Raw genomic sequence first — 21,117 nt, 5'->3', positions numbered from 1 at the left:
ACCCTGCTATAGTCACGGACTCCGTTGCGGAAAAGAGGCGCAGCATGGTTCCCTGCAAAGCAGTCCTGATGTTTCTTTTGTCGTTAGTCCTGTCGGTGGCGGCCCATGCTGCCGACAGCTTACAGCCCCCTTCCGGTTTTATGCAGCCGCCCGCGCATCGGGTTGATGCGGCAAAAACGGTCAACTGCCCTGCTATTCCCACGCCGTTTACCGGCACGCTCGATTTTCGCAGCAAGTACGAAGGCTCCGACAGCGCCCGCGCCACGCTTAACCCGCAGGCCGAAGCTGCGTTTCGCGATCGAACCCGAAACATTACCGCCATGGAGAGCCTGGTCAGCAAACAGGTGACCGCCTGGGCACGCAGCGGCGATCCGCGTTATGTCGCCTGTGTTGTTAACGCACTCAGCGCGTGGGCTGATGCAGGCGCATTAACCGGCGCAGCGGCGAATCATACCGGCAAGTCCATGCGCAAATGGGCGCTGGCGAGTTTCTCCTCGGCCTGGTTACAACTGGCTTTCTCACCGGCGCAGCCGCTTGCCGCTTATACAGACCAGCAGAAAACCATCACGCGCTGGTTGAGTCAGTTGGGAACCTTAACCGCCAGTGAATGGCGCGATATGCCGCTGGATAGAGTCAATAACCACAGTTACTGGGCCGCCTGGGCGCTGATGTCGACTGCGGTGGTCACCCAGCGTCAGGATCTGTTTCACGCGTCGCTGGCGATTTACCGCACCGCCATGCAGCAAGTGGATGCGCAGGGTTTTTTAGCCAATGAACTGCGCCGTCGCCAGCGGGCCTTTTCCTACCATAATTACGCGATACAGCCGTTGGTGATGATCGCCCTGTTTGCGTGGGCGAACGGTGTGGATGTGATGGCAGAAAACAACCGGGCGTTGCAACGGCTGGGCGCGAAAATCATTGCCTCGCTGGATGACCCTGCCCCTTATGCACAGCAAACCGGGGAGCCGCAGGATCTCGCTTTTTTGCAGCACCCGACCAACCTGGCCTGGCTGGAGGCCTGGTGCCAGCTTCAGCAGTGCGATGCGGCGTTAAACCAGCGCATCACGGCGCTAAGACCGCTACAAAATACCCGGATGGGCGGCGATATGACGCATCTGTTTGCGGCAAAGATCCAGCAACGCGACGGACAAGATTAACCGTGCACTGACAGACTCACGGTTCGTAAAAATGCCTTTTGATCATGAGGTTGCGGTAAGTATAATCCGCGCGAATAGTTTCAAATTTGCTGGGTGAGCAGAACGCGATATTCCTGTTAGCCAGCTTTTTACCTCCCCACTCCGGTCGCTGATAGCCTGACGGGGAGATTATTACATCGTAACAGGGCATAAAATTGCCCGGATATTAAGGGATTAAATGAAGAGTAATATGAAGTCATGGCTGTTTTTACCGCTTGTTCTGTTGTCTGGCTATGGTTCGGCCAGCACGACCCAGGTTGAAATTCTGAGTGCCGTGGTGAAAGACGCGAAAATCCCCGATGCGCAGCTTATGCTGCAACGAAACGGTGAAAGCGCGATCAAGGCCACAACAAACGCCCAGGGACAGGCGGTGCTGGAGAGCGCGTTGCCCGATACCAGCGATACGCTGCTGATCGTTAAAAAAAGCGGTTATTCCAATCTGGTGGTGAAATGCCCCTGTAATGGCATGTCGTATGCGCTAAGTCCGGTGCTGAACGGGCTGGACAGCATGCGTGTGGTCTTAACCTGGGGAGCACAGCCCGAGGATCTGGACTCGCACATTGTTTATCCGGGCAACCATATCTATTTCGACCATCAAGAGGGGGATAACGGCAATCTGGACGTTGACGATACGGACAGTTTTGGTCCTGAAACCATCACCCTGACCGCACGTCAAAATGGTCAGTCCTATGTCTACGCTATCCATGACTTTACCGATCGTGAAAGACCGGGCACCACGCGCTTGTCCGAGAGTCAGGCGAAAGTGTTCGTTTACGTCGGTGAATCGCTGGTGAGAACCTATTATGTTCCGCAGCATCAGACCGGGAATCTGTGGACGGTATTTAAAATCACCCCGTCGGGCGACTTTGTCGATATCAACAAAATTGAAGGGGTAACGACGGATTCCGCGAGCATCGGCACGCTCCTCTCGCCTGCGCTGGCAGACGCCTGGACTGCGTCGCACAACGCGGGTTGGTCACAACAGGATATGAGCGCGTCGCGCAACTTCAACCTGTTGGGGGAAACGGCTTATCAACAAAATGATTACGATCAGGCGATCGCGCAGTTCACGGCGGCCGTCAATGCGTGGGCGGATAACGGCAAGGCATACGGCAACCTGGGGCTGGTTTACCAGAAAGCCGGTCGCACGGCGGAAGCGCTGTGGGCCAACCGTAAAGCGCTGGCGTTAGCCAGCGGCACCGGTGCGCCAACGGTTCGCGCCGGGGCAAATTATAACATCGGCAAAATTTACGAAACGGCGGGTGATTATCAGCAAGCGCTGAGATACTACCAGGCAGCCCGTAATGAAAAAGCCAATACGGTGTATGACAACGCTATTACCCGTGTTCAGGGGCTTATCCACTAATATCCGGTAAAAGCAGAAAACATGGACTGCCCTGTCAAACCGGGCAGTCACATTAAGCGGCGTTTATGGCCTGGGTGCGTGATGTTAGCGGATTCAGGCCTTTTTGTTTCAGGCGTAACCGCGCGGCCTTGTTGACGTTCCTTTACCAGGAGACTGCGCAACTCCACTGCGCATTACCCGCACTCTGACTGGTTGCCACCCGCAGGGATAGCGAAGCCCCTTTCACATGGCTGACGCTGTATTCAAACACCACATCATCCAGGTTACTGGCAATCCGCTCGATGCGTAACAGCGGGCTGCCGACCGCCACGTTGAGCTGTTTTGCCAGCACGCTGTCGCTCACCACCGGCATGTATTGTTCATGGGCGCGCGTCGGCGCATAGCCAAAGGTTTCGCGTAATTGCCCGTGCAGTGAACGCGCGCCATCAATATGGCTGATATCGGTATAAATCCGGCCATTGAGCCAGCTGATCACATGCCCGACGACCTGTGCGTTTTGCATCATGACCCGTTCAAGGCGCACGACCTGATGGCCGAGGCTTAGCCCCATTTTTTCCGCCACCACGCTGTCTGCCATGGAAGGAAAGAGAGAAATAACCTCCAGATGCACGGGTTGCGGATCGACAAACGAGACCAGCGTATCCGGCAGATCGGTGTAGTGTTTGAGCAGCGCATCACGGTTAATAAAGGTGCCTTTTCCCTGCTCGCGATACACCATCCCGATGCTGACCAGCGCATCGATGGCCTGTTTGATCGTACCGCGCGCCACCTGAAACTCTTCCGCCAGCAACAGTTCGCCAGGCAGTCTGTCATCGTAGGTAAACGAGATGATCCGTTGCAGAATAATCTCTTTGATCTTCAGGTAAAGTGGGAGTCCGTCAGACTCAAACATACTTCAACTCCGCTTCAGAGGTAGTGTATCCGGCTCCTGTATTTTTCCAGTATATCCCTATTTATCTGTTGATTACCGTCTATGTTTGCACTGGCCAGCACCGGCGGCGTAAGGCCGTTTTCCAGCATCCGTTCGCATAAACGCAGCACCAGGCTGTTGGCAATCGTTGCCCCCATAATAGTGGACAACGGCGCGACCCGCTGCGCCATTCCCGGTAGTGTGACCGCAGCGTCGCCATATTCGCAGAGATTATCAATGGTCACATCCGCTACCGTGGCCAGCAGCTTGCCGCTGGAGTGGCGTGAGGTCACCTTCGCGGCGGTATCCAGGCTGGTGATCGCCACAACATTCACCCCGCGCTCACGGGCGCAGATCGCCACATCCAGGGTAATGGCGTTACGCCCCGACACGGAGTGGATAAGCAGCGTATCTCCGGCCTGTAGCGGTGAACTTTCTACCAGGACGCGCCCTAACCCTTCAACATTTTCCACGGCGCTGGTCAACGTTAACGGTCGTACGTTAAGCATCAGCGCCGGGTTAAAGAGCGGGTTAACGATCGCCAGCCCACCGGCGCGGTAGCTCATCTCTTCCGCCAGGATCCCGGCATGGCTGGCGCCAAAGACAAACAGATTGCGCTGGTTGCACACGGTGTCGAACATCATCTCTGCTGCGCGGTCAATCACGTCGCGTTGCTGCTCCAGTTCCCGCAATTTCTGATGAATTTGTGCATAGTAGTGGTTCAGCGCGTCGCTCATCGCAAATCCTCAGAAGGTCAGCAAGCGGGTTAACGCGCCGATCAGCGGCGCCAGCATAAACATGTCGCTATCGCCCGCCCACAGCGCCGTATCCGGAATGGTGTCGTTGATAAAGAAGCTGACGCAGAAGTATTGCCCCCACGCCACCACGGTGGAGGTGACAAACCCCGCCAGCAGCGCGCCTTTATAGCCGCCGGTAATATTGCCAAACACCCCTGCTGTTCCCGCATGGAAGAAAATAACAATCATGCTGGGAATAAACACATACCCCGTAGAGCGACCAATCACCGTTAGCCACAGCAGTGAACCGACAAAGGCACCCACGAAGCCAAGCACCACCGCATTGGGTGCAAAGTTGAATAGAATCGGGCAATCGAGCGCCGGTTTCGCGCCGGGCACCAGCCGTGAGCCAATACCGTTAAACGCCGGCACCATTTCGCCAATAAACATCCTTACCCCAAGCAAGACCACGGCAATACCGCCGGTGAAGATCAGCGACTGTTTCAGGGCGTAGATATAAAAACTGAGCCCGCCCGACTGGGAGAGGATTTCAGCCGCTTTCGGCGTGGCTTTGATTTGCAGAATAAAGGTGCCCACGAAGAACAACAGCGTCATGGTTAACGCGGTAACCACGTTGGAGTCGCGCAGAAAACCGAGCTTTTTCGGCACCTGGATATCTTCGGCGTTAATTTTGTTGGCGGCGAAGAGCGTGCCGAGCACCGCGCCCAGCAGTGCCACAGAGGACGATGTATGGCCGAGCGCGACATTGTCGTTGCCGGTGATTTTTCGCACCCACGGTTGCACCATTGCGGGTTGTAGCGTCCAGTACAGTCCCATGATCACCGACAGCATCAGCGTTAACTGCACCGCAGAGATTTGCGGGTTGGTGTTGACCATGATCCCGGCGAAGATCATCGTCGTCCAGAACATCATATGGCCGGTCAGGTAGATATATTTGAACGGGGTGATTCTCGCCAGCAGCAGGTTAATGGCAAAACCCGCTGCAATCGCAATGGTCACGCTGCTGCCGTAGCGTTCGCTGAATTTCACCTGCCCCATAATGTCCGTCAGGTTCATGGAACTGAGGCCGAACACCTCGGTCCAGATGGGCTGAAAGATCAGCAAGGCGGAGACAATAATGCCCGCACCTGCGCCAATAATCAGAAAACCGAGAATACCTTTCAACGTGCCGGAGACGATGTCCGCCAGCGGTTTTTTCTGTAACACCAGCCCGAGAAGGACGATCAAACCAATTAAAATGGAGGCTTCGCCGAAGATGTTGACGGTTATCCAGTGCAGCACATCGATAAATTCGCTCATGGTCAGACGCCCTCTTTCAGCACGCCCGCCTGCGCTAACGCGCGGGTGATTTCCTGCGTATCAATGTAGTTATTCACCACCACCACCGGGCAGGAAAGCTGGCGCAGGTTATCCACCAGCTCGCTATTGGTGATCACCAGATCGGCCCGCGCCGAGGAGGCGGAAGAGACATCCATGTGTTCAACAGACGCCTGAATACCGTTTTTTTGTAATACCGTTTCGACATTCATTTTTAAAATCAGGCTGGAGCCCATGCCTAAACCGCAAACCGTCAGAATTTTCATTATCAGCCCTCGAAGTGCGTGATTCCGTGATTAATTCTTGTGCGTAAAACAAGAGAAAATTGCTTCTGCGTCCGTGCTGTGCAGAAAAGTGTGGTACGTATGCTCATCGCTGAGCAATGTCACCAGTTGCTGGATAAGTTGAATATGCTGATCCTGGCCAGTCGCGGATAACCCCAGCACCAGCGAGACGGGATCGTTATCGCTGTGCCCAAACGCCACAGGCTGTCGCAGGCGGATAAAACTGATTTGCGGCGTCAGCGCCCCCTGTTCTGGCCGGGCATGGGGCATTGCCAGACCTGGCGCTATCACAAAGTAGGGGCCGAATTGATGAAAATTGTCCACCATTGCCTGCACATAGCTTTCAGTGCAGGCATCGCTTGCCAGCAGTGCGTTGCCTGCTGCCAGAATCGCCTGCTCCGGCGTATTTGCGGGGTGGTCCAGTTGAATGGCCTGGCGTGCGATCATCGGGATACCTGCGCAAGATAGTGATGAAGGGAGTTGAGCGTGGTTTCCAGTGCCTGCTGAACAAGCGCCGCCCCTTTTTCCGCCGTGGCGCAGCGCGGATCGCCCAGCACCGCATAGTCGGAAAACTCCGTCCAGTGCATCTGTTGCCAGGCGAAATTGGGGGGGAATTCAGGGTAATGCGCCCTTGCCTGCGCCATCTGCACCGCTTCCGGAGCCAGCTCCAGCATCAGGGAGGTTTCGATCTCATCGGCATGCATATACCCGGCTTTGGCTTCTTTCGATTCCCTTAACCGGTGCACGCAATCATTCATACCCGCCCAGGTGTAGCTGAGTAGCGTAATGCCCTCGTCTTTTAACGCTCTGGCCGCGCTTTTCATGGCATCAAAATTACCGTAATGCGCATTAATAACCGCCAGCGCCGGAATGCCATAGCTGGCCATATTGCGCGCCAGCGCCTGTAAAAGCTGGCTCAGTAAATCGTTGCCGATATCTACCGCGCCAGCGTGACCCTGTAACGACCAGACCTGGCTAAACGGTAGCACCGGCAGCATCACCGATGCGTCGCCGAGCGCCGCGTCGAGTCGTTCGCAAAAGCGCTCCGCCAGCAGATTGTCCGTCGCCAGCGGCAGGTGATCGCCGTGCGGTTCTACCGCACCCAGCGGCAGTAAGGCTATCTGCGCGCGGTGCAGTGCCGCGCTGGCCTGCGATTCGTTCAGCATCTGCAGTTTCATTAACTCTCCTGGCTGAAGGCAAAATAGCGGGCCGGGTTAGCAATGAAGAAATCGTGCAGCAGCGCCTCGCCGTCAAAGCCTGCTTCATGCGCTTCTTCCAAAAACCGTGGCCGCCAGTCCGCCAGGATAAACTTCAATCCCAGCCCCCCCTTTCCATAGTGGGCGCTCATGCTTTTACGGGCGAAATCGCCGCCGATCAGGATCTGTTTTTGATATCCCCTTTTACACAGTTCGAGGATGGCCTGCGTACGAATATGTTCAGGGTGATATTTTATTCTGGTAATACCGTCAAAAGAGAGGTACGCCCCGGTGTTGGCGATTTGACGATGTAACCAGGGATCGGGGTTTCGGTCCATATGTGCAAAGCACAAACGGGACATATCAAGGCCAAGCGTTTTAAACACCTGCGTCTGTTCCAGCGCCATGGTGCCCATTTCCGTATGACTGTGCATCGGCGCGCCAGTGATTTGCTGCGCGCGAACGATCACTTCCAGCGTTTTGCGTTCAAGTGGTGAAATCATGTTATAGCCGGTGCCGCATTTCACCACGCCAGCCCGGTACTGGCTGCCATCGATGCCGTCCGTCACTTCGCGGACAACGTGCTCCACCAGTGCGTCCAGCGGCGAGTGCTCAATCCACTGCGCAAACGTGTCGCTGTGGCCAGGGCGCTTGCAGCTCCAGAGGAATCCTTTGTTAAACCCGGCAGTGGCGATGATCTGTACGTGCTGGCGCTGTGCGATCCTGGCAACGACGTCGACCTGTCTGCCATAATCCGGCGCGGTGGCGTCATAAATGGACTGCCCGCCCGCGGCGCGAAAATCCGCCAGCTCCCTTTCCGAGGCGTCCGCTGAATCGAGCAGCAGATCTTCATCGTTACGCTCCGCCCAATACGGTGGAATGCAGTAAATATGATCGTGACTGTAGGTCACGCCCAGCTCGGCGGGGGCAATATCTCCATGCAACGTACGAATAAAACCCATCGGGCAACCCTCTGAAAGCAAATGGAAGATGCCCATCAAAAATAGGTTTGGCTCACTTGATCAGTCAAGTGATCAAGTTCGTTTATTGATCAATTCTATGACCTGCGCCACGAATAAGAAGAGACTGTTCTTAAAAGTCGTCATTCGCTTGCGCTTTGCGTCACGATGTCCGAGGATGACAGTCCGGTATGTTTTTTGTACCGCGCAATGATGAGATTGTATTTCGCCCGGCGCAGTTTACCGGGCTTGTCCTTGAAACATTGAACTGGATTAAGGAGTAAGCATGAAATCGAACCGTCAGGCACGTCATATCATGGGACTGGATTACAAAGTGTCTAACACCCGCAAAGTGGTAACCAAAGACAACCATGAAGAAACGGTGGTGGTCCATCGTTCCGGGCGTCATCGCCGCGCTGGCTAATGTTTTCCACCCTCGCCACTCCATTCGGAGTGGCGTTTTGTTTTCTCTTCTGCTTGATAAAAATTCAATCAACGAATGCCGCGAATAGGAAGTATTTGCCGTATTGATGATTTATACTTGCGCCCGCCGCAGTACCCCACCCGCAACGCTATGCCACGCGGAGTGATCGTTGATAAAGGAGCAGTAAGATGAATGCCAAACATAATAAAAACCGATCGTTGTACATCCCCTATGCCGGTCCCGTGTTGCTGGAGTTTCCCCTGCTGAACAAAGGCAGCGCCTTCAGTATGGAAGAGCGCAGCAGCTTCAACCTGCTGGGCCTGTTACCCGAAGTGGTTGAAACGATTGAAGAACAGGCGGAGCGCGCCTGGCTGCAATATCAGGGTTTTAAAACCGATATTGATAAGCACATTTACCTGCGTAACATCCAGGACACGAACGAAACCCTTTTCTATCGCCTGGTCGATAACCATCTCGAAGAGATGATGCCGGTGATCTACACCCCAACGGTCGGTTGGGCATGTGAACGTTTTTCGGACATTTACCGTCGCGCGCGCGGCGTGTTTATCTCCTGGCAGAACCGCGGCAGCATGGACGACATTCTGCAAAACGTTCCGAACCACAATATTAAAGTGATTGTCGTTACCGACGGCGAGCGCATCCTTGGCCTGGGCGACCAGGGGATTGGCGGGATGGGCATTCCAATCGGTAAGCTCTCACTTTACACCTCCTGCGGCGGGATCAGCCCGGCATACACTCTGCCGGTCGTACTGGACGTTGGCACCAACAACCAGCAACTGATTAACGATCCGCTGTATATGGGCTCTCGCCACCCGCGTATTACGGGTGATGAGTACTACGCGTTTGTCGATGAATTTATCCAGGCGGTTAAACAACGCTGGCCGGATGTGCTGCTGCAATTTGAAGATTTTGCGCAGAAAAACGCCATGCCGCTGCTGAACCGCTACCGCAACGAAATCTGCTCGTTTAACGATGATATTCAGGGCACCGCGGCCGTGACCGTCGGCACGCTGATTGCCGCCAGCCGTGCCGCTGGTAGCCAGTTGAGCCAGCAGAAAATCGTCTTTCTCGGTGCCGGTTCCGCCGGCTGCGGGATTGCCGAGCAGATTATTGCGCAGACCCAGCGTGAAGGCCTGAGCGAAGCGGATGCCCGCCAGAAAGTCTATATGGTGGATCGCTTCGGTCTGCTGACTGATGAAATGCCAAACCTGCTGCCGTTCCAGAGCAAGCTGGTGCAGAAACGCGAAAACCTGCAAAACTGGGATCGCGAAACCCAGAGCGAAGCCATCTCTCTGCTGGATGTGGTGCGCAATGTGAAACCGGACATTTTGATTGGCGTTTCCGGTCAGACCGGGCTGTTTACGGAAGAGATCATCCGTGAAATGCACAAACACTGCCCGCGCCCGATTATCATGCCGCTCTCTAACCCGACCTCCCGTGTGGAAGCGACGCCGCAGGATATCATCAGCTGGACTGACGGTATGGCGCTGGTTGCTACCGGCAGCCCGTTTGCGCCGGTGCAGTGGAAAGAGAAAACCTACCCGATTGCGCAGTGCAACAACGCGTATATCTTCCCGGGCATTGGTCTGGGGGTGATCTCCGCCGGGGCGTCACGCATTACCGATGAAATGCTGATGGCGGCAAGCGAAACACTGGCAGAATACTCGCCGCTGCTACTCAATGGCGAAGGTCTGGTGTTACCGGAGCTGAAAGATATTCAGAAAGTGTCGCGTGCCATCGCGTTTGCGGTCGGCAAAATGGCGCAGCAGCAAGGCCTGGCGGTGAAAACCTCTGCCGAAGCGCTGCAACAAGCCATTAATGATAACTTCTGGGAGCCGAAGTACCGCAGCTATCGCCGTACCTCGATCTAACCGCCTGTTTTCCACCCGGAGTCGTCGTGCTCCGGGTGTGCCCGCCCTGTTCAGCTAATCCGTTGTTGTTTCCTCATTAGCATGGACGAGATCGTAGGCCGCCTGCGCCCGCTCCAGCGCCGGACCATGCGCCAGCGCCCAATCATTCAGCGCCATAAACGGTTGTTGTAGCGTCTGCGCCAGCGGCGTGATGCTGTACTCCACGCCCACCGGCGAGGTAGGCAGCACTTCACGGCGCACCAGCCCATTGCGCTCCAGCCGTTTTAGCGCGTCCGCCAGCGCTTTGTGGGTAATGCCATCCAGCCGACGGCGGATTTCATTAAAGCGGGCAGGTTCGGTACAGAGTACCGTGAGGATCATAATCGACCATTTATTGGTGATGTGTTCCAGTACCCAACGGGTTTTCCCCACATTATTCAGGCTGTTACAGTCAATTTTCTCCATGGCGATATACTCCGCGATATCAGATATAAATAAAGTGCGTAATTGATATTAAGTATAAAATTTATATCATCTGTTTTCCACTCAAACCGGAGAGAACAGATGGGCAGATTAGACAATAAAGTGGCTGTGGTGCTTGGCGGCGCAAAAGGCATCGGCCTGGCAATCAGCCAGCGTTTCACCCATGAAGGCGCAACAACCTGGTTTACTTCACGCCGTGATGAGGAGCTCCAGGCAGCCAGTCGCACCCTGTCAGGCGCTTCAGTGCCGCTGCGTGCGGATGTGAGTCAACAAAGCGAACTGGTCCGCATTATGGCGACGGTTCAGGCAGAAGCGGGTCGCATCGATGTGCTGGTCATTAATGCCGGGATGTCGGAATACGCCACCATCGGGGACATCAGCGAAGCGCATTTTGACCAGATATTTGGCCTGAATGTCCGTTCGCCCGTGTTTGCCTTGCAGGCCGCACTGCCGTTATTGCAGCCCGGTGCGAGCGTGGTGCTTATCGGGTCGATAGCCGATACGATCGGCACGGAGGGATACGGCGTTTACAGCGCCAGTAAAGCGGCACTGCGTTCATTTGCCCGGACCTGGACACGTGAGCTCTCCAGCCGCGGTATCCGTATTAACGTCGTAGCGCCAGGCCCTATCGATACCGAGATGATGTCGGTTGTCACCGATGAGGTTCGCGAAGCATTAACCCGTGATATTCCGTTGCACCGAATGGGCAAACCCGACGAAGTGGCCAATGTAGCGCTCTTTCTGGCGAGCGATGAGAGCAGCTACATCGCAGGGGCAGAGATCTGCGTGGATGGCGGAATGGCTCAGGTTTGACGGTGTGTTTCCTCTTCACAGCCATCTGCGGATGGCTGTTTTTGCACGTGGCGTTTCCCCTGCGCCGCTGGCAAATCCATTATTTCCCCGCTACACTCCTTTCACCCATCAACTTACTGAATATAAAAGGAGGCTAATTATGCTGTATTGTGAACTGTTCTGTGTTTCACATACCCTTGGTGATCGCACCAGCTCAAGCGTTATCGGTATCGTGCTGCGATAACTTCTGCTTGAGCGAAGATACAATCCCCTTCCCTTGGGCTTACCGGGTTATCGTCAGCGATGTTTGACGAGGCATAAACATGCCTGTAACTCTTGAGTAAGCAATGAGCACTTTACTATCTGCACAATCAATCCGTGTTGAAACGGCTTTCGGTCCGTTATTCTCCGATCTCTCCTTTACCCTGAAAAAAGGCGATCGCCTTGGTCTTATTGGCGACAATGGCTGCGGCAAAAGCACCCTGCTAAAAGTGCTGGACGGTTCGCTGTCCCCCCTGTCCGGTAATGTCACCGTGGCGCACCACTGCCTGTTGGCCCGCGTGGAACAACATCTCCCCGCTGAGCTATTGCCTGTCACGCTGCTGGAGGCGGTGCTGGCGCAGATCCCGGCGACGGAACGGGAGAGCCAGCGCTGGCGAGGCGAAGCGCTACTGGCCAGTATGGGGCTGAGCCCGCAGGAGATCGCCCTGACAGCGGCGACGCTGAGCGGTGGTCAGCACACCCGTTTGCTGTTGGCGCGGGCGCTGATCCGTGAACCGGATCTCCTGCTGCTGGATGAGCCCGGCAACCACCTCGATCTGCCTACGTTGCTGTGGCTGGAGCAGTTTTTGCAACACTGGTCCGGCAGCTTTGTCATGGTCTCGCACGATGCCTCACTGCTGGATGCGGTGACCAACGGCACCTGGATCCTGCGTGACCATACACTGCATTGCTTCGCACTACCCTGTAGCGATGCGCGCCTTGCGCTGGATGATCGGGATGAGAGCGACGCCCTGCGGCATAAAGCCGAGCAAAAGGAGATCGACCGCGTCACCGCCAGTGCCAAACGGCTGGCGACATGGGGGCGGGTTTATGACAATGAAGACCTGGCGCGCAAAGCCAAACAGATGGAAAAACAGGTTGAGCGCCTGAAAGAGAGCCAGACGGAACTGACCGCCGGTAGCCGGTGGACGCTTGCGCTGCATGGCGAGGCGTTACCGGCGGATCGTCTGCTGGAAATGGAGCAGTTGCCGGTTGCGCCAGCGGCAGGTTTGCCGGCGTTGTTTCACGTTCCCCTCGCCCGCCTGAAAAGCGGTGATCGGGTTGCTGTTGTCGGGCGTAACGGTTGCGGGAAATCCTCGCTGCTGCGGTTAATCTGGCAGGCGTACCGGCAGGAAAACCCAGCGGCTCTGCGCCTGCACCCGCGTTTGCAGGCCGGTTACTACGATCAGACGCTGCACCAGTTGCCGGATGAGGCCACGCTTTTTGAGGCGCTGGAGCCGTTCGCCCCGGCACCGGAGGATCGCAAAATGGCGCTGATCAGCGCTGGTTTTGCATGGGTACGTCATGGGCAGCGCGTTGCGACGCTGAGCGGTGGTGAGCGTTCGCGGCTGCTGTTTGTTGGCCTGTCGCTGGCGCGCTTTAACCTGCTGTTGCTGGATGAACCCACCAACCATCTGGATATGGCCGGTAAAGAAGCGCTGGCGCACACGCTGCAACACTTCAGCGGTGGTGTGCTGCTGGTGAGCCACGATCGTCAGTTGATCAACGCAAGCTGTAACCGCTTCTGGCTGGTGGAAAACGGTGAGTTGCAGGAGTGGCATGATGTGCAAACCGTGTATGAACGACTGCGGGAAAGCACTGGCCTCATCAATGCAACTGCCCGGTCGCAACACGCGGTGACGGCGGTTGCGGACGATCAGGATGCCCTGCTGGCACGGCTTATTGAGCTGGAAACACGCCTTGCAGAGGACCTGGCCCGTAAACCCAAACACCAGAAACCGCAGCTACAGGCGCAATGGCGTGAGGAGATAACACGGATTAATACGCAATTGACTTAATCGAAACCAGGCCGTGCAACATTGGGCGGCCTGGTTTATTCTCGCAGGCGTTTTATATCATTAACACATCAAGGGCTACGTCTATTATTTTTGCGGGTTTTTCGCTTTCCAGGCATCCCACGCCGCTTTGATCTCCTGCTTTGCCGTGTCGGCATCGTTAAAGCCATTCAACTCCACTTTTTTGCGGCCGTCTGGCAACTGTTTATAGACGCGGAAGAAGGCTTCCAGTCGATCCTGTTCGATTTTGGGCAGGTCGGTAACGGTTTTAATATCGTCATAGGTCGGGTCGATTTTGCTGGCCGGAACCGCCACGATTTTGTCGTCGGTCTCGCCGCCATCCACCATTTTCAGCACGCCGATGGGACGCAGTTTAATCAGCGTACCGGGGGCCAGCGGCGCGCGGGTGTAGAAAATGACATCCAGTGGATCGCCATCGCCCGCCAGCGACTGCGTGAGCGAACCGTAGTTCGCCGGGTAAGCGACCGGCATGGACTGAAAACGGTCAACGACGATAAAGCCGGTTTTCGCGTCGGTTTCATATTTGATCATGCTGCCCGCCGGAATTTCGGTCACCGCGTAAAACTCGTCCGGGTTATTTTTCGGCTGCGGGAATTCAAGAATGTTGTCAGCCTGCGCGTACGCGGAGAGAAAAAGGCTGACTGCGAGGAATTTTTTCACCAGATGCATTGTTAATTACTCTTTTTGTTGAGAGAAAGCGACAATTTGGCGACAAATGATGACAGCAGCATGACAGTGACGCGTTGCAGACTCGCCCAAAATAGCGGCTGGAATGCGCTTTTTTCGGACGCGTCCGGGTGATTGCTTTACGCGATGAATTACCGGATATTGCATGCAGGAGCGGGGCCAGCGGCCCCTTTTTTACCCAACGGAGGTGCTTTATGACAACGTCTATTCCCGGGCTTGACGTGCTGTTTATCGCCGGGTTCGGCCCGATCCCCCAACGCGTGAGCGACAGTCAGGACTTTTATCAGCAAACCCTTGGCTTGCCGCTGAAACCGATGGAAGGCAACAGCGACTATCTGGTCGCCGATCACGATGCGCTGGCGGGGGCAAAGCACTTTGCCCTGTGGCCACTGGACCAGGCGGCAGCCTCCTGTTTCGGCGCGGCGGCATGGCCGGATACGCATCCGGTTCCGCAAGGCTGGATTGAATTCGAAGTTGACGATCTAACGACTGCCACCGATGTGCTGCTGCAAAAAGGGTATCAGTTACTGGTGGCGAACCGCCTGGAGCCGTGGGGGCAAAGCGTGACCCGGTTGCTTGGCCCGGAAGGTCTGCTGGTCGGACTGACGGTAACGCCCTGGCTGCGTTGATGCGCCTTCAGGCCTGATCAGCAGGCCTGTCGCGCGTTTTGCTCTTTTCTGAAATGCTTATCTCAATTCCTTTGTTCCCTTGTTATGAGCCGCACCGGATGATGCGTTCGAGGCTAAGACAATAGATAACAAAGGAATTCACCATGCACATCGCTTTCCGTTTACCGTTGCTGATGGCGCTGATTATCGCCAGTTCGGTTCAGGCCTTTGCGGCCGATACGCCGGTTAAAGGCGGCACCCTGATTTACCTTGAACAGCAAGCGCACACCAATTTGTATCCCCCCGCGGGCGGGTTTTACCCAAACGGCGGCATCCTCAACCAGATTACCGACAAACTGACCTGGCAGAACCCGCAAACGTTGCAGGTGGAACCGTGGATTGCTGAAAGCTGGACCACCAACGCCGACAAAACGGAATACACCTTTAAAATTCGCCCCGGCGTCACATTCTCGGATGGTACTCCGCTTGATGCGGCTGCGGTGGCGAAGAACTTCGACACTTACGGACTTGGCAATAAAGCGCAGCGCCTGCCGGTATCGGAAGTCATCAATAATTACGAACGCAGCGAAGTGATTGATGCGCAGACGGTGAAATTCTATTTTAAAAAACCGTCGCCGGGATTCCTGCAAGGCACCGCGACAATCGGGTCTGGGCTGGTTTCCCTCAGCACCTTGCAACGCAACTTCGATGAGCTGGGCGACGCGCGGCATATTATCGGCTCCGGGCCGTTTGTGGTGACGGACGAGAAACTGGGGCGTGAAGTGACGCTACAGGCGCGCAAAGCGTATCAGTGGGGACCGAAAAATAGTGCCCAGCAAGGCCCGGCCAATCTGGATGGCATTAAATTCATCGTCACGCCAGAAGACAGCGTGCGCATTGGCGCGTTGCTGGCGGGCCAGGCCGGTTTTATTCGCCAGGTACAGGCCTATGATGAAAAACAGGCCACAGAACAAGGGTTCGCCATCTATGCGCCGCCCACCCGAGGCGTCAACGACAGCATCAGTTTCCGTCCGGATAATCCACTGGTTGCCGATCTTCGCGTGCGTCAGGCCTTACTCCATGCGACAAATGCGAAACAGGTCGTCGACACCCTCTTCTCTGCCAATTACCCGCAAGCCACCTCGGTGATTGCCCACTCTGCCGCCGGTTACGTCAACCTCAGCGATGCACTGAAATTTGATCCGGCCAAAGCCCGACAGTTACTGGATGATGCAGGCTGGAAAACCGCTGCGGACGGTATCCGCACCAAAGAGGGTCAACCGCTGGCGTTGACCATTTATGAGTCACTGCCGCAGCCGCAAAACAAAGAGGTGCTGCAACTGGTGGCGCAGCAATGGCGTCAGGTCGGTGTGGCGCTGACGGTCAAAGCCGGTGATGCGGGCAGCCGTACCCTCGATAACCTCGACCCGCTGAAAACACCGCTTACCGTGTCGGAAGTCGGCCGCGCCGATCCGGATGTAGTGAAAAGCATGTTCTACCCCGCCAACCGCGATGCGCTGCTGCAACAGGGCGGATCCAGCGATAAGGTGAAAAGCTTCCGCGACGACAAACTCAACGCCTTGCTGGTGAGTATTTCCGCCGAAGTTGACCCGCAGAAACGTCTGCAACTGACCGGCGATGCGCAGCGCTACCTGCTGGAAAACGCCTATGTGATCCCTATTTTTGAAGAGCCGCAGGTCTTTGCTGGCGCGTCATGGGTAAAAAACGTCAACTTTGAAGCCGTGGGTCGTCCATCCTTCTACGGCGCGTGGATTGCGAAACATTAAGGGGGCGTGCGATGAGCCACTATCTGCTGCGCCGCGCAGGGCTTGGGCTACTGGTGTTGTGGGCGGCCTTTACGCTCTCTTTCGTGCTGCTTCAGGTGCTGCCGGGCGATGCGGTGCTGATTAAATTTCAGAACCCGGATCTTGGTCTAAGCCCGGCGCAAATCGAGGAGATGCGCCTTGCCTACGGCGCGGATAGCCCACTGTGGCAGCAATATGTGCACACACTGTTCGCCATGTTGCGCGGTGATTTTGGCTATTCGGTCCAGGCGGGCGTTGCGGTGAGCGAATTGATCCGCAGTAATCTGCCCGAAACACTGACCCTCGCCCTGCCTGCGTTTGCCCTTGCCGTGGTGCTGGCGTTTGCGTTGGCGTTTGCCTCGCGACTGCCGTTCCTGCGCGGGTTAAGCAACGCGATTCAGGCGTTGCCGGTGCTGTTTGTCTCGCTGCCAACCTTCTGGCTCGGTATCGCGCTGATTCAGGTGTTCTCCTTCCAGTTGAGGTTGATCCCGGTTATCAACCCGTCGCCGCTGCAAGGGGTGATCCTGCCGATTATTACAGTCGCTATCCCGATTTCTGCGCCACTGGCGCAGATCCTGATGCGCAGTCTCGACCAGGTTGCCGCGCAGCCGTTTGTGGCGGTGGCGCGGGCGAAAGGCTTAAGCGAAACCGGCGTGCTGTGGCGGCATGTGACCGGAAACGCGTTACTGCCGGTCCTGAACGTTGCCGGTTTGCTGCTGGGCGAGTTAATTGCGGGTGCGTTGATCACCGAAACGGTATTTGGTCGCGGCGGGCTGGGGCAACTGACCCAGCAGGCGGTGAATAACCAGGATATCGCGGTTTTACAGGCTGTGGTGATGATCTCCGCGCTCGGGTTTGTGCTGATTAATCTGCTTGTTGATCTGTTAATGCCGTGGTTTGACCCCCGGCTGAAAACGGTGACCGGAGGTGCCTTATGAGTCTGGTGGACTACGCAGCCGCCGCCCGTAAGCGGGCACGGGTATTTCCTGTCTTTCGCTGGCAGCCCGGCTTATGGCTGGCCTGGCTAACGATAGCGCTGGCGGTAGCGGCGGCATTTTTTCCGGGGCTGTTCACGCATTACAGTCCCGTTGAAGGGATTGCCGGTGCACAACGGCTGGCGCCGCAGGCCGAACACTGGCTGGGCACCGATCAACTTGGGCGCGATCTCTATGCCCGCATTATTTTTGGTGCATCGCACTCGCTTTCCGCTGCGCTGGCCGCCGTGGCAATGGGATTGTTGGCTGGCACCTTGCTCGGCGTCATGGCGGGGGCTGTTGGCGGGCGCACAGAGTCACTACTGATGCGTCTGGTGGATGTGCTGCTCTCTATTCCTTCGCTGTTGCTGTCACTTACGGTGATCATTCTCCTCGGTTTCGGCACGGTGAATGCCGCGATTGCGGTCGGGGTGGCGTCGGTTGCCAGCTTTGCCCGCCTGGCGCGCGGGGAAGTGGTGCGTATTCGCCATACCGATTACGTTGAAGCCGCCAGAGGCAGTGGCGGTACATTCCTCGCCGTGCTGTGGCGGCACATTTTACCGAACTCGCTTACTGCGGTGCTGGCCTTTGCCACACTGCAATTCGGCCAGGCGATCCTCGCCCTCTCCACCCTCAGTTTCCTCGGCTACGGCACGCCGCCACCTATTCCTGAATGGGGGTTGCTGATTGCCGAAGGACGTAACTATTTATCCACAGCCTGGTGGCTGACAACGTTCCCCGGTGTGGTGGTGATTTTGGTCGTGCTGGCGGTAAACCGCATCAGCCGCCAGCTTAGCGGAGGTCGCCTATGACGGTGCTTGCTGTAGAAGATTTAACGCTCAGTTACCGTACCGGGCGCGAATGGCGCGAGGTGGTTCATCACGTCAGCTTTACGCTCAAACGCGGCGAAATGCTGGCGTTTGTCGGGGAGTCCGGCTCAGGAAAAACCACCACCGCTCAGGCGATCATTGGTCTGCTGGCCGACAATGCCCGTCGCGACAGCGGAACGATCCTGCTCAATGGCGAAGCGATAAGCCAGTGGTCAGCCAGGCGGCTGGATAGCCTGCGCGGTGCCCGCATCAGCCTTGTGCCGCAGGATCCGGGTAATTCACTCAACCCGGTTAAAACCATCGGCGCGCAGGTGGGGGAAATTCTCACGCTGCACAGCAAAATCAGCGCCCGTGAACGCGATGAACAGGTGCTGGCGTTGCTCACTAAAGTGGGGTTGAGTCACCCGGAACAGCGGATGAAACAGTTTCCGCATCAGCTCTCCGGCGGCATGAAGCAACGGGTGTTGATTGCTATCGCCATTGCGCTGCAACCGGACCTGATCATCGCCGATGAACCCACCAGCGCGCTGGATGTGACGGTGCAAAAAAGGATCCTCGATCTGCTGGACAGGCTGCGGCGCGAGTCCGGTACGGCGGTGCTGTTTGTGACGCACGATTTGGCACTGGCGGCTGAGCGGGCCGACCGTTTACTGGTCTTCCGCCACGGAGAAATTCAGGAGCAAGGTGCAACGGCGGATATTATTCGCGCGCCGCAACAGGCGTATACCCGCCAGTTGCTGAGCGATTTGCAGGGCCATGCGCTGACGATTGCGCCGGTATCCGGCCAGCCACTGGCGTCGGCGGCTATTCGTGTGCGGGCGATCAACAAGCAGTTTTCACTGGGCAAAGGCCACGCGTTGCAGGCGCTCGACAGCGTCAGTTTCGACGTCCGTCGCGGTAGCACGCATGCGCTGGTGGGCGAGTCCGGATCCGGCAAAACCACACTGGCGCGTATTCTGCTGGGGTTTGAACAGGCCGACAGCGGCAGCGTGATGATTGACGACATTGATGCCACGCACCTGAGCCAGGAAGCCCGCCGCCAGTTACGCCGCAAAATTCAGTTTGTTTACCAGAACCCGTTTGCGTCGTTGGATCCGCGCCAGACGCTGTTCGACATCATTGAAGAGCCGCTGAAAAATTTCGAGCCTGTCGATAAAGCCGAACGTAAACGGCGGGTGGAAACCGTGGCCCGGCGCGTTGCATTGCCGCCGGAACTGTTAAGCCGCCATGCCCGTGAACTCTCTGGCGGCCAGCGCCAGCGGGTTGCGATTGCCCGCGCCCTGATCCTCGAACCGGGCATTCTGGTGCTGGATGAAGCCACCTCGGCGCTGGATGTGACCGTACAGGCGCAGATCCTCGCCCTGCTCCAGCAGTTACAGCAGCAACTCGGGCTGACCTATCTGTTTATTACGCATGACCTGGCGACGGTTCGCCGCATCGGACACAGCGTGACGGTACTGCGCAATGGACGTGTGGTGGAACACGGAACGGTAGAGCGTCTGTTCGCCGCGCCTCAGGACAACTACACCCGGGAATTGATCAACGCCATTCCCCATTTTTCACCTGCTACGGAGGAGTACGCATGACGCGAAAACGCCTGGGATTTTTTACCCGTTTACTGGATGATGCGCCGCCGAAAGAGCGTTACCGACTGGCGACAGAGCAGATCCGCCATGCTGAGCGCCATGGTTTTGACAGCGCATGGATTGCGCAGCACCACTTTCATGAGCGTGAAGGCGGTTTGCCTTCGCCGCTGGTGTTTCTGGCGCATGTCGCGGCGCATACGCAGAGCATCCGTTTAGGTACGGCGATCATCACCCTGCCGCTGGAAAACCCGTTACGCGTGGCGGAAGATGCGGCCGTACTGGATTTGCTGGCTGACGGGCGGCTGGACGTCGGCTTTGGCTCCGGCGGTACGCCGACCTCGTTTCTGCCGTTTGGCCTGACGATTGACCAGCGGGCAAGCGTATTTGCCGAGTACCTGCATCTGATCCAGAGCGCCTGGCGCGGCGATTCGCTGACCCATCCCGATAATCACCTTTACCCACCTGCGCCGCAGCTGGCGGAGCGTGTGTGGATTGCCACGTTTTCGGTTGAAGGGGCGATCCGCGCCGGACAGGCCGGGCACGGATTAATGCTGTCCCGCACGCAGCCGCGCCCGGCGGACGCCCTTTCACTGACGCTGGATGCGATCCAAAACCCGATGGTGGATGCCTATCTTGATGCCCTTCCGGCAGGCGTTGCGCCGCGCATTCTCGCCTCGCGCACTGCCTTTGTCGCCGACAGCACGGAATATGCGCTGAAGGTGGCAACGCCGGGGTTAACCCGCCAGGCGCAGCAGCACCGTGCGGCGGGTTATGAGGTTACGGGTGACAGTGTCACGGATTATATCCGCCAGTTCGATGCGCATATCGGCGATCCGTCAACCGTGGTTGCCTCCCTGAAAAATGACAGCATTCTGGCCCGCGCAACGGATATCTCCTTCCAGGTTCACTCTGTCGAACCGTCGCATCAGGACACGCTGCGCTCTATCGAACTGATTGCCGGGCATGTCGCCCCACATATTTTATAAGGAGTCA

At 56.7% G+C, this 21,117-nt stretch carries 21 protein-coding genes; 12 read left to right on the top strand and 9 right to left on the bottom strand.

The window, feature by feature from the left end; translation table 11 throughout:
* Positions 1 to 68 precede the first annotated feature (68 nt).
* Positions 69 to 1,157: a mannuronate-specific alginate lyase gene (locus N7922_RS12670; RefSeq protein WP_263096585.1), complete on the top strand. Its 1,089-nt coding sequence runs from the start codon at positions 69 to 71 to the stop codon at positions 1,155 to 1,157.
* Between the two features lie 217 nt (positions 1,158 to 1,374).
* The gene (locus N7922_RS12665; protein WP_263096583.1) at positions 1,375 to 2,562 is read left to right on the top strand and encodes a tetratricopeptide repeat protein; all 1,188 of its coding nucleotides are present in this window, start codon (positions 1,375 to 1,377) and stop codon (positions 2,560 to 2,562) included.
* A 142-nt stretch (positions 2,563 to 2,704) separates the two neighbouring features.
* Here N7922_RS12665 and N7922_RS12660 read toward each other — a convergent pair whose 3' ends face one another.
* The 7 genes from N7922_RS12660 to N7922_RS12630 are packed head-to-tail and all read right to left on the bottom strand — an operon-like array spanning position 2,705 to position 7,989.
* Entirely contained in the window at positions 2,705 to 3,454 is a 750-nt protein-coding gene (locus N7922_RS12660; protein WP_263096582.1) for a GntR family transcriptional regulator, read from the bottom strand.
* A 14-nt stretch (positions 3,455 to 3,468) separates the two neighbouring features.
* Entirely contained in the window at positions 3,469 to 4,209 is a 741-nt protein-coding gene (locus N7922_RS12655) for an SIS domain-containing protein (RefSeq protein WP_263096581.1), read from the bottom strand.
* Between the two features lie 9 nt (positions 4,210 to 4,218).
* Positions 4,219 to 5,529: a PTS ascorbate transporter subunit IIC gene (locus tag N7922_RS12650; protein ID WP_263096580.1), complete on the bottom strand. Its 1,311-nt coding sequence runs from the start codon at positions 5,527 to 5,529 to the stop codon at positions 4,219 to 4,221.
* Positions 5,530 to 5,531: 2 nt separating this feature from the next.
* Complete coding sequence (locus N7922_RS12645) at positions 5,532 to 5,813, bottom strand: PTS sugar transporter subunit IIB (protein ID WP_263096579.1); 282 nt, start codon at positions 5,811 to 5,813, stop codon at positions 5,532 to 5,534.
* A 30-nt stretch (positions 5,814 to 5,843) separates the two neighbouring features.
* Positions 5,844 to 6,278: a PTS sugar transporter subunit IIA gene (locus N7922_RS12640; RefSeq protein ID WP_263096578.1), complete on the bottom strand. Its 435-nt coding sequence runs from the start codon at positions 6,276 to 6,278 to the stop codon at positions 5,844 to 5,846.
* Positions 6,275 to 7,009 (bottom strand): creatininase family protein, encoded by a 735-nt coding sequence (locus tag N7922_RS12635; protein WP_263096577.1) that lies wholly within the window; start codon positions 7,007 to 7,009, stop codon positions 6,275 to 6,277. Before N7922_RS12635 ends, N7922_RS12640 begins: the two co-directional genes overlap by 4 nt.
* Positions 7,009 to 7,989 carry a phosphotriesterase gene (locus N7922_RS12630; protein ID WP_263096576.1) on the bottom strand — a complete coding sequence of 327 codons (981 nt, stop codon included), beginning with the start codon at positions 7,987 to 7,989 and terminating at the stop codon, positions 7,009 to 7,011. Before N7922_RS12630 ends, N7922_RS12635 begins: the two co-directional genes overlap by 1 nt.
* 283 nt (positions 7,990 to 8,272) lie before the next feature.
* On the opposite strand from N7922_RS12630, the gene sra reads away from it, so the two are divergent.
* Both sra and N7922_RS12620 read left to right on the top strand, forming a co-directional pair.
* Positions 8,273 to 8,410, top strand: a complete 138-nt coding sequence (sra, locus tag N7922_RS12625; protein ID WP_061495875.1) for a stationary-phase-induced ribosome-associated protein — start codon at positions 8,273 to 8,275, stop codon at positions 8,408 to 8,410.
* A gap of 188 nt (positions 8,411 to 8,598) precedes the next feature.
* Complete coding sequence (locus N7922_RS12620; protein WP_263096574.1) at positions 8,599 to 10,302, top strand: NAD-dependent malic enzyme; 1,704 nt, start codon at positions 8,599 to 8,601, stop codon at positions 10,300 to 10,302.
* Positions 10,303 to 10,356: 54 nt separating this feature from the next.
* On the opposite strand, the gene N7922_RS12615 is transcribed toward N7922_RS12620, so the two are convergent.
* A complete protein-coding gene (locus N7922_RS12615; RefSeq protein WP_263096573.1) occupies positions 10,357 to 10,746 on the bottom strand; it encodes a winged helix-turn-helix transcriptional regulator in 390 nt (129 codons plus the stop codon).
* 99 nt (positions 10,747 to 10,845) lie between these two features.
* Between N7922_RS12615 and N7922_RS12610 the strand changes: the two genes are divergently transcribed.
* Both N7922_RS12610 and N7922_RS12605 read left to right on the top strand, forming a co-directional pair.
* A complete protein-coding gene (locus tag N7922_RS12610) occupies positions 10,846 to 11,577 on the top strand; it encodes an SDR family NAD(P)-dependent oxidoreductase (protein ID WP_263096572.1) in 732 nt (243 codons plus the stop codon).
* Positions 11,578 to 11,903: 326 nt separating this feature from the next.
* Complete coding sequence (locus N7922_RS12605; RefSeq protein WP_263096571.1) at positions 11,904 to 13,616, top strand: ABC-F family ATP-binding cassette domain-containing protein; 1,713 nt, start codon at positions 11,904 to 11,906, stop codon at positions 13,614 to 13,616.
* 84 nt (positions 13,617 to 13,700) lie between these two features.
* On the opposite strand, the gene N7922_RS12600 is transcribed toward N7922_RS12605, so the two are convergent.
* On the bottom strand, positions 13,701 to 14,303 hold the full coding sequence (locus N7922_RS12600) for an inorganic diphosphatase (protein ID WP_263096570.1): 603 nt from the start codon (positions 14,301 to 14,303) through the stop codon (positions 13,701 to 13,703).
* A 212-nt stretch (positions 14,304 to 14,515) separates the two neighbouring features.
* On the opposite strand from N7922_RS12600, the gene N7922_RS12595 reads away from it, so the two are divergent.
* From N7922_RS12595 to N7922_RS12570, 6 genes are all read left to right on the top strand, one after another.
* On the top strand, positions 14,516 to 14,950 hold the full coding sequence (locus N7922_RS12595) for a VOC family protein (RefSeq protein ID WP_263096569.1): 435 nt from the start codon (positions 14,516 to 14,518) through the stop codon (positions 14,948 to 14,950).
* 143 nt (positions 14,951 to 15,093) lie between these two features.
* Entirely contained in the window at positions 15,094 to 16,716 is a 1,623-nt protein-coding gene (locus tag N7922_RS12590; protein WP_263096568.1) for a TIGR04028 family ABC transporter substrate-binding protein, read from the top strand.
* A gap of 11 nt (positions 16,717 to 16,727) precedes the next feature.
* Positions 16,728 to 17,672 (top strand): ABC transporter permease, encoded by a 945-nt coding sequence (locus tag N7922_RS12585; RefSeq protein ID WP_263096567.1) that lies wholly within the window; start codon positions 16,728 to 16,730, stop codon positions 17,670 to 17,672.
* Positions 17,669 to 18,520, top strand: coding sequence for an ABC transporter permease (locus tag N7922_RS12580; protein WP_263096566.1), 852 nt, complete (start codon positions 17,669 to 17,671; stop codon positions 18,518 to 18,520). Before N7922_RS12585 ends, N7922_RS12580 begins: the two co-directional genes overlap by 4 nt.
* Positions 18,517 to 20,124, top strand: a complete 1,608-nt coding sequence (locus N7922_RS12575) for a dipeptide ABC transporter ATP-binding protein (RefSeq protein WP_263096564.1) — start codon at positions 18,517 to 18,519, stop codon at positions 20,122 to 20,124. Before N7922_RS12580 ends, N7922_RS12575 begins: the two co-directional genes overlap by 4 nt.
* The gene (locus tag N7922_RS12570; RefSeq protein WP_263096563.1) at positions 20,121 to 21,110 is read left to right on the top strand and encodes a putative FMN-dependent luciferase-like monooxygenase; all 990 of its coding nucleotides are present in this window, start codon (positions 20,121 to 20,123) and stop codon (positions 21,108 to 21,110) included. Before N7922_RS12575 ends, N7922_RS12570 begins: the two co-directional genes overlap by 4 nt.
* The last annotated feature ends 7 nt before the right edge of the window (positions 21,111 to 21,117 follow it).

The sequence above is a fragment of the Kosakonia sp. ML.JS2a genome (assembly GCF_025642095.1).
Taxonomy (GTDB): Bacteria; Pseudomonadota; Gammaproteobacteria; order Enterobacterales; family Enterobacteriaceae.
Note: the sequence above shows the minus strand (reverse complement) of the source record. Positions and strands in the feature narration are given on the sequence as shown.

Bases quoted from the DNA above. Each gene is read 5' to 3' on its own strand.
- N7922_RS12570 (WP_263096563.1), top strand. From the start codon at position 20,121: ATGACGCGAAAACGCCTGGGATTTTTTACCCGTTTACTGGATGATGCG.
- N7922_RS12670 (WP_263096585.1), top strand. From the start codon at position 69: ATGTTTCTTTTGTCGTTAGTCCTGTCGGTGGCGGCCCATGCTGCCGAC.
- N7922_RS12610 (WP_263096572.1), top strand. From the start codon at position 10,846: ATGGGCAGATTAGACAATAAAGTGGCTGTGGTGCTTGGCGGCGCAAAA.
- N7922_RS12630 (WP_263096576.1), bottom strand. From the start codon at position 7,989: ATGGGTTTTATTCGTACGTTGCATGGAGATATTGCCCCCGCCGAGCTG.
- N7922_RS12665 (WP_263096583.1), top strand. From the start codon at position 1,375: ATGAAGAGTAATATGAAGTCATGGCTGTTTTTACCGCTTGTTCTGTTG.
- N7922_RS12620 (WP_263096574.1), top strand. From the start codon at position 8,599: ATGAATGCCAAACATAATAAAAACCGATCGTTGTACATCCCCTATGCC.
- N7922_RS12595 (WP_263096569.1), top strand. From the start codon at position 14,516: ATGACAACGTCTATTCCCGGGCTTGACGTGCTGTTTATCGCCGGGTTC.
- N7922_RS12585 (WP_263096567.1), top strand. From the start codon at position 16,728: ATGAGCCACTATCTGCTGCGCCGCGCAGGGCTTGGGCTACTGGTGTTG.
- N7922_RS12600 (WP_263096570.1), bottom strand. From the start codon at position 14,303: ATGCATCTGGTGAAAAAATTCCTCGCAGTCAGCCTTTTTCTCTCCGCG.
- N7922_RS12615 (WP_263096573.1), bottom strand. From the start codon at position 10,746: ATGGAGAAAATTGACTGTAACAGCCTGAATAATGTGGGGAAAACCCGT.
- N7922_RS12575 (WP_263096564.1), top strand. From the start codon at position 18,517: ATGACGGTGCTTGCTGTAGAAGATTTAACGCTCAGTTACCGTACCGGG.
- N7922_RS12645 (WP_263096579.1), bottom strand. From the start codon at position 5,813: ATGAAAATTCTGACGGTTTGCGGTTTAGGCATGGGCTCCAGCCTGATT.
- N7922_RS12580 (WP_263096566.1), top strand. From the start codon at position 17,669: ATGAGTCTGGTGGACTACGCAGCCGCCGCCCGTAAGCGGGCACGGGTA.
- N7922_RS12650 (WP_263096580.1), bottom strand. From the start codon at position 5,529: ATGAGCGAATTTATCGATGTGCTGCACTGGATAACCGTCAACATCTTC.
- N7922_RS12655 (WP_263096581.1), bottom strand. From the start codon at position 4,209: ATGAGCGACGCGCTGAACCACTACTATGCACAAATTCATCAGAAATTG.
- N7922_RS12590 (WP_263096568.1), top strand. From the start codon at position 15,094: ATGCACATCGCTTTCCGTTTACCGTTGCTGATGGCGCTGATTATCGCC.
- N7922_RS12605 (WP_263096571.1), top strand. From the start codon at position 11,904: ATGAGCACTTTACTATCTGCACAATCAATCCGTGTTGAAACGGCTTTC.
- N7922_RS12660 (WP_263096582.1), bottom strand. From the start codon at position 3,454: ATGTTTGAGTCTGACGGACTCCCACTTTACCTGAAGATCAAAGAGATT.
- N7922_RS12640 (WP_263096578.1), bottom strand. From the start codon at position 6,278: ATGATCGCACGCCAGGCCATTCAACTGGACCACCCCGCAAATACGCCG.
- sra (WP_061495875.1), top strand. From the start codon at position 8,273: ATGAAATCGAACCGTCAGGCACGTCATATCATGGGACTGGATTACAAA.
- N7922_RS12635 (WP_263096577.1), bottom strand. From the start codon at position 7,009: ATGAAACTGCAGATGCTGAACGAATCGCAGGCCAGCGCGGCACTGCAC.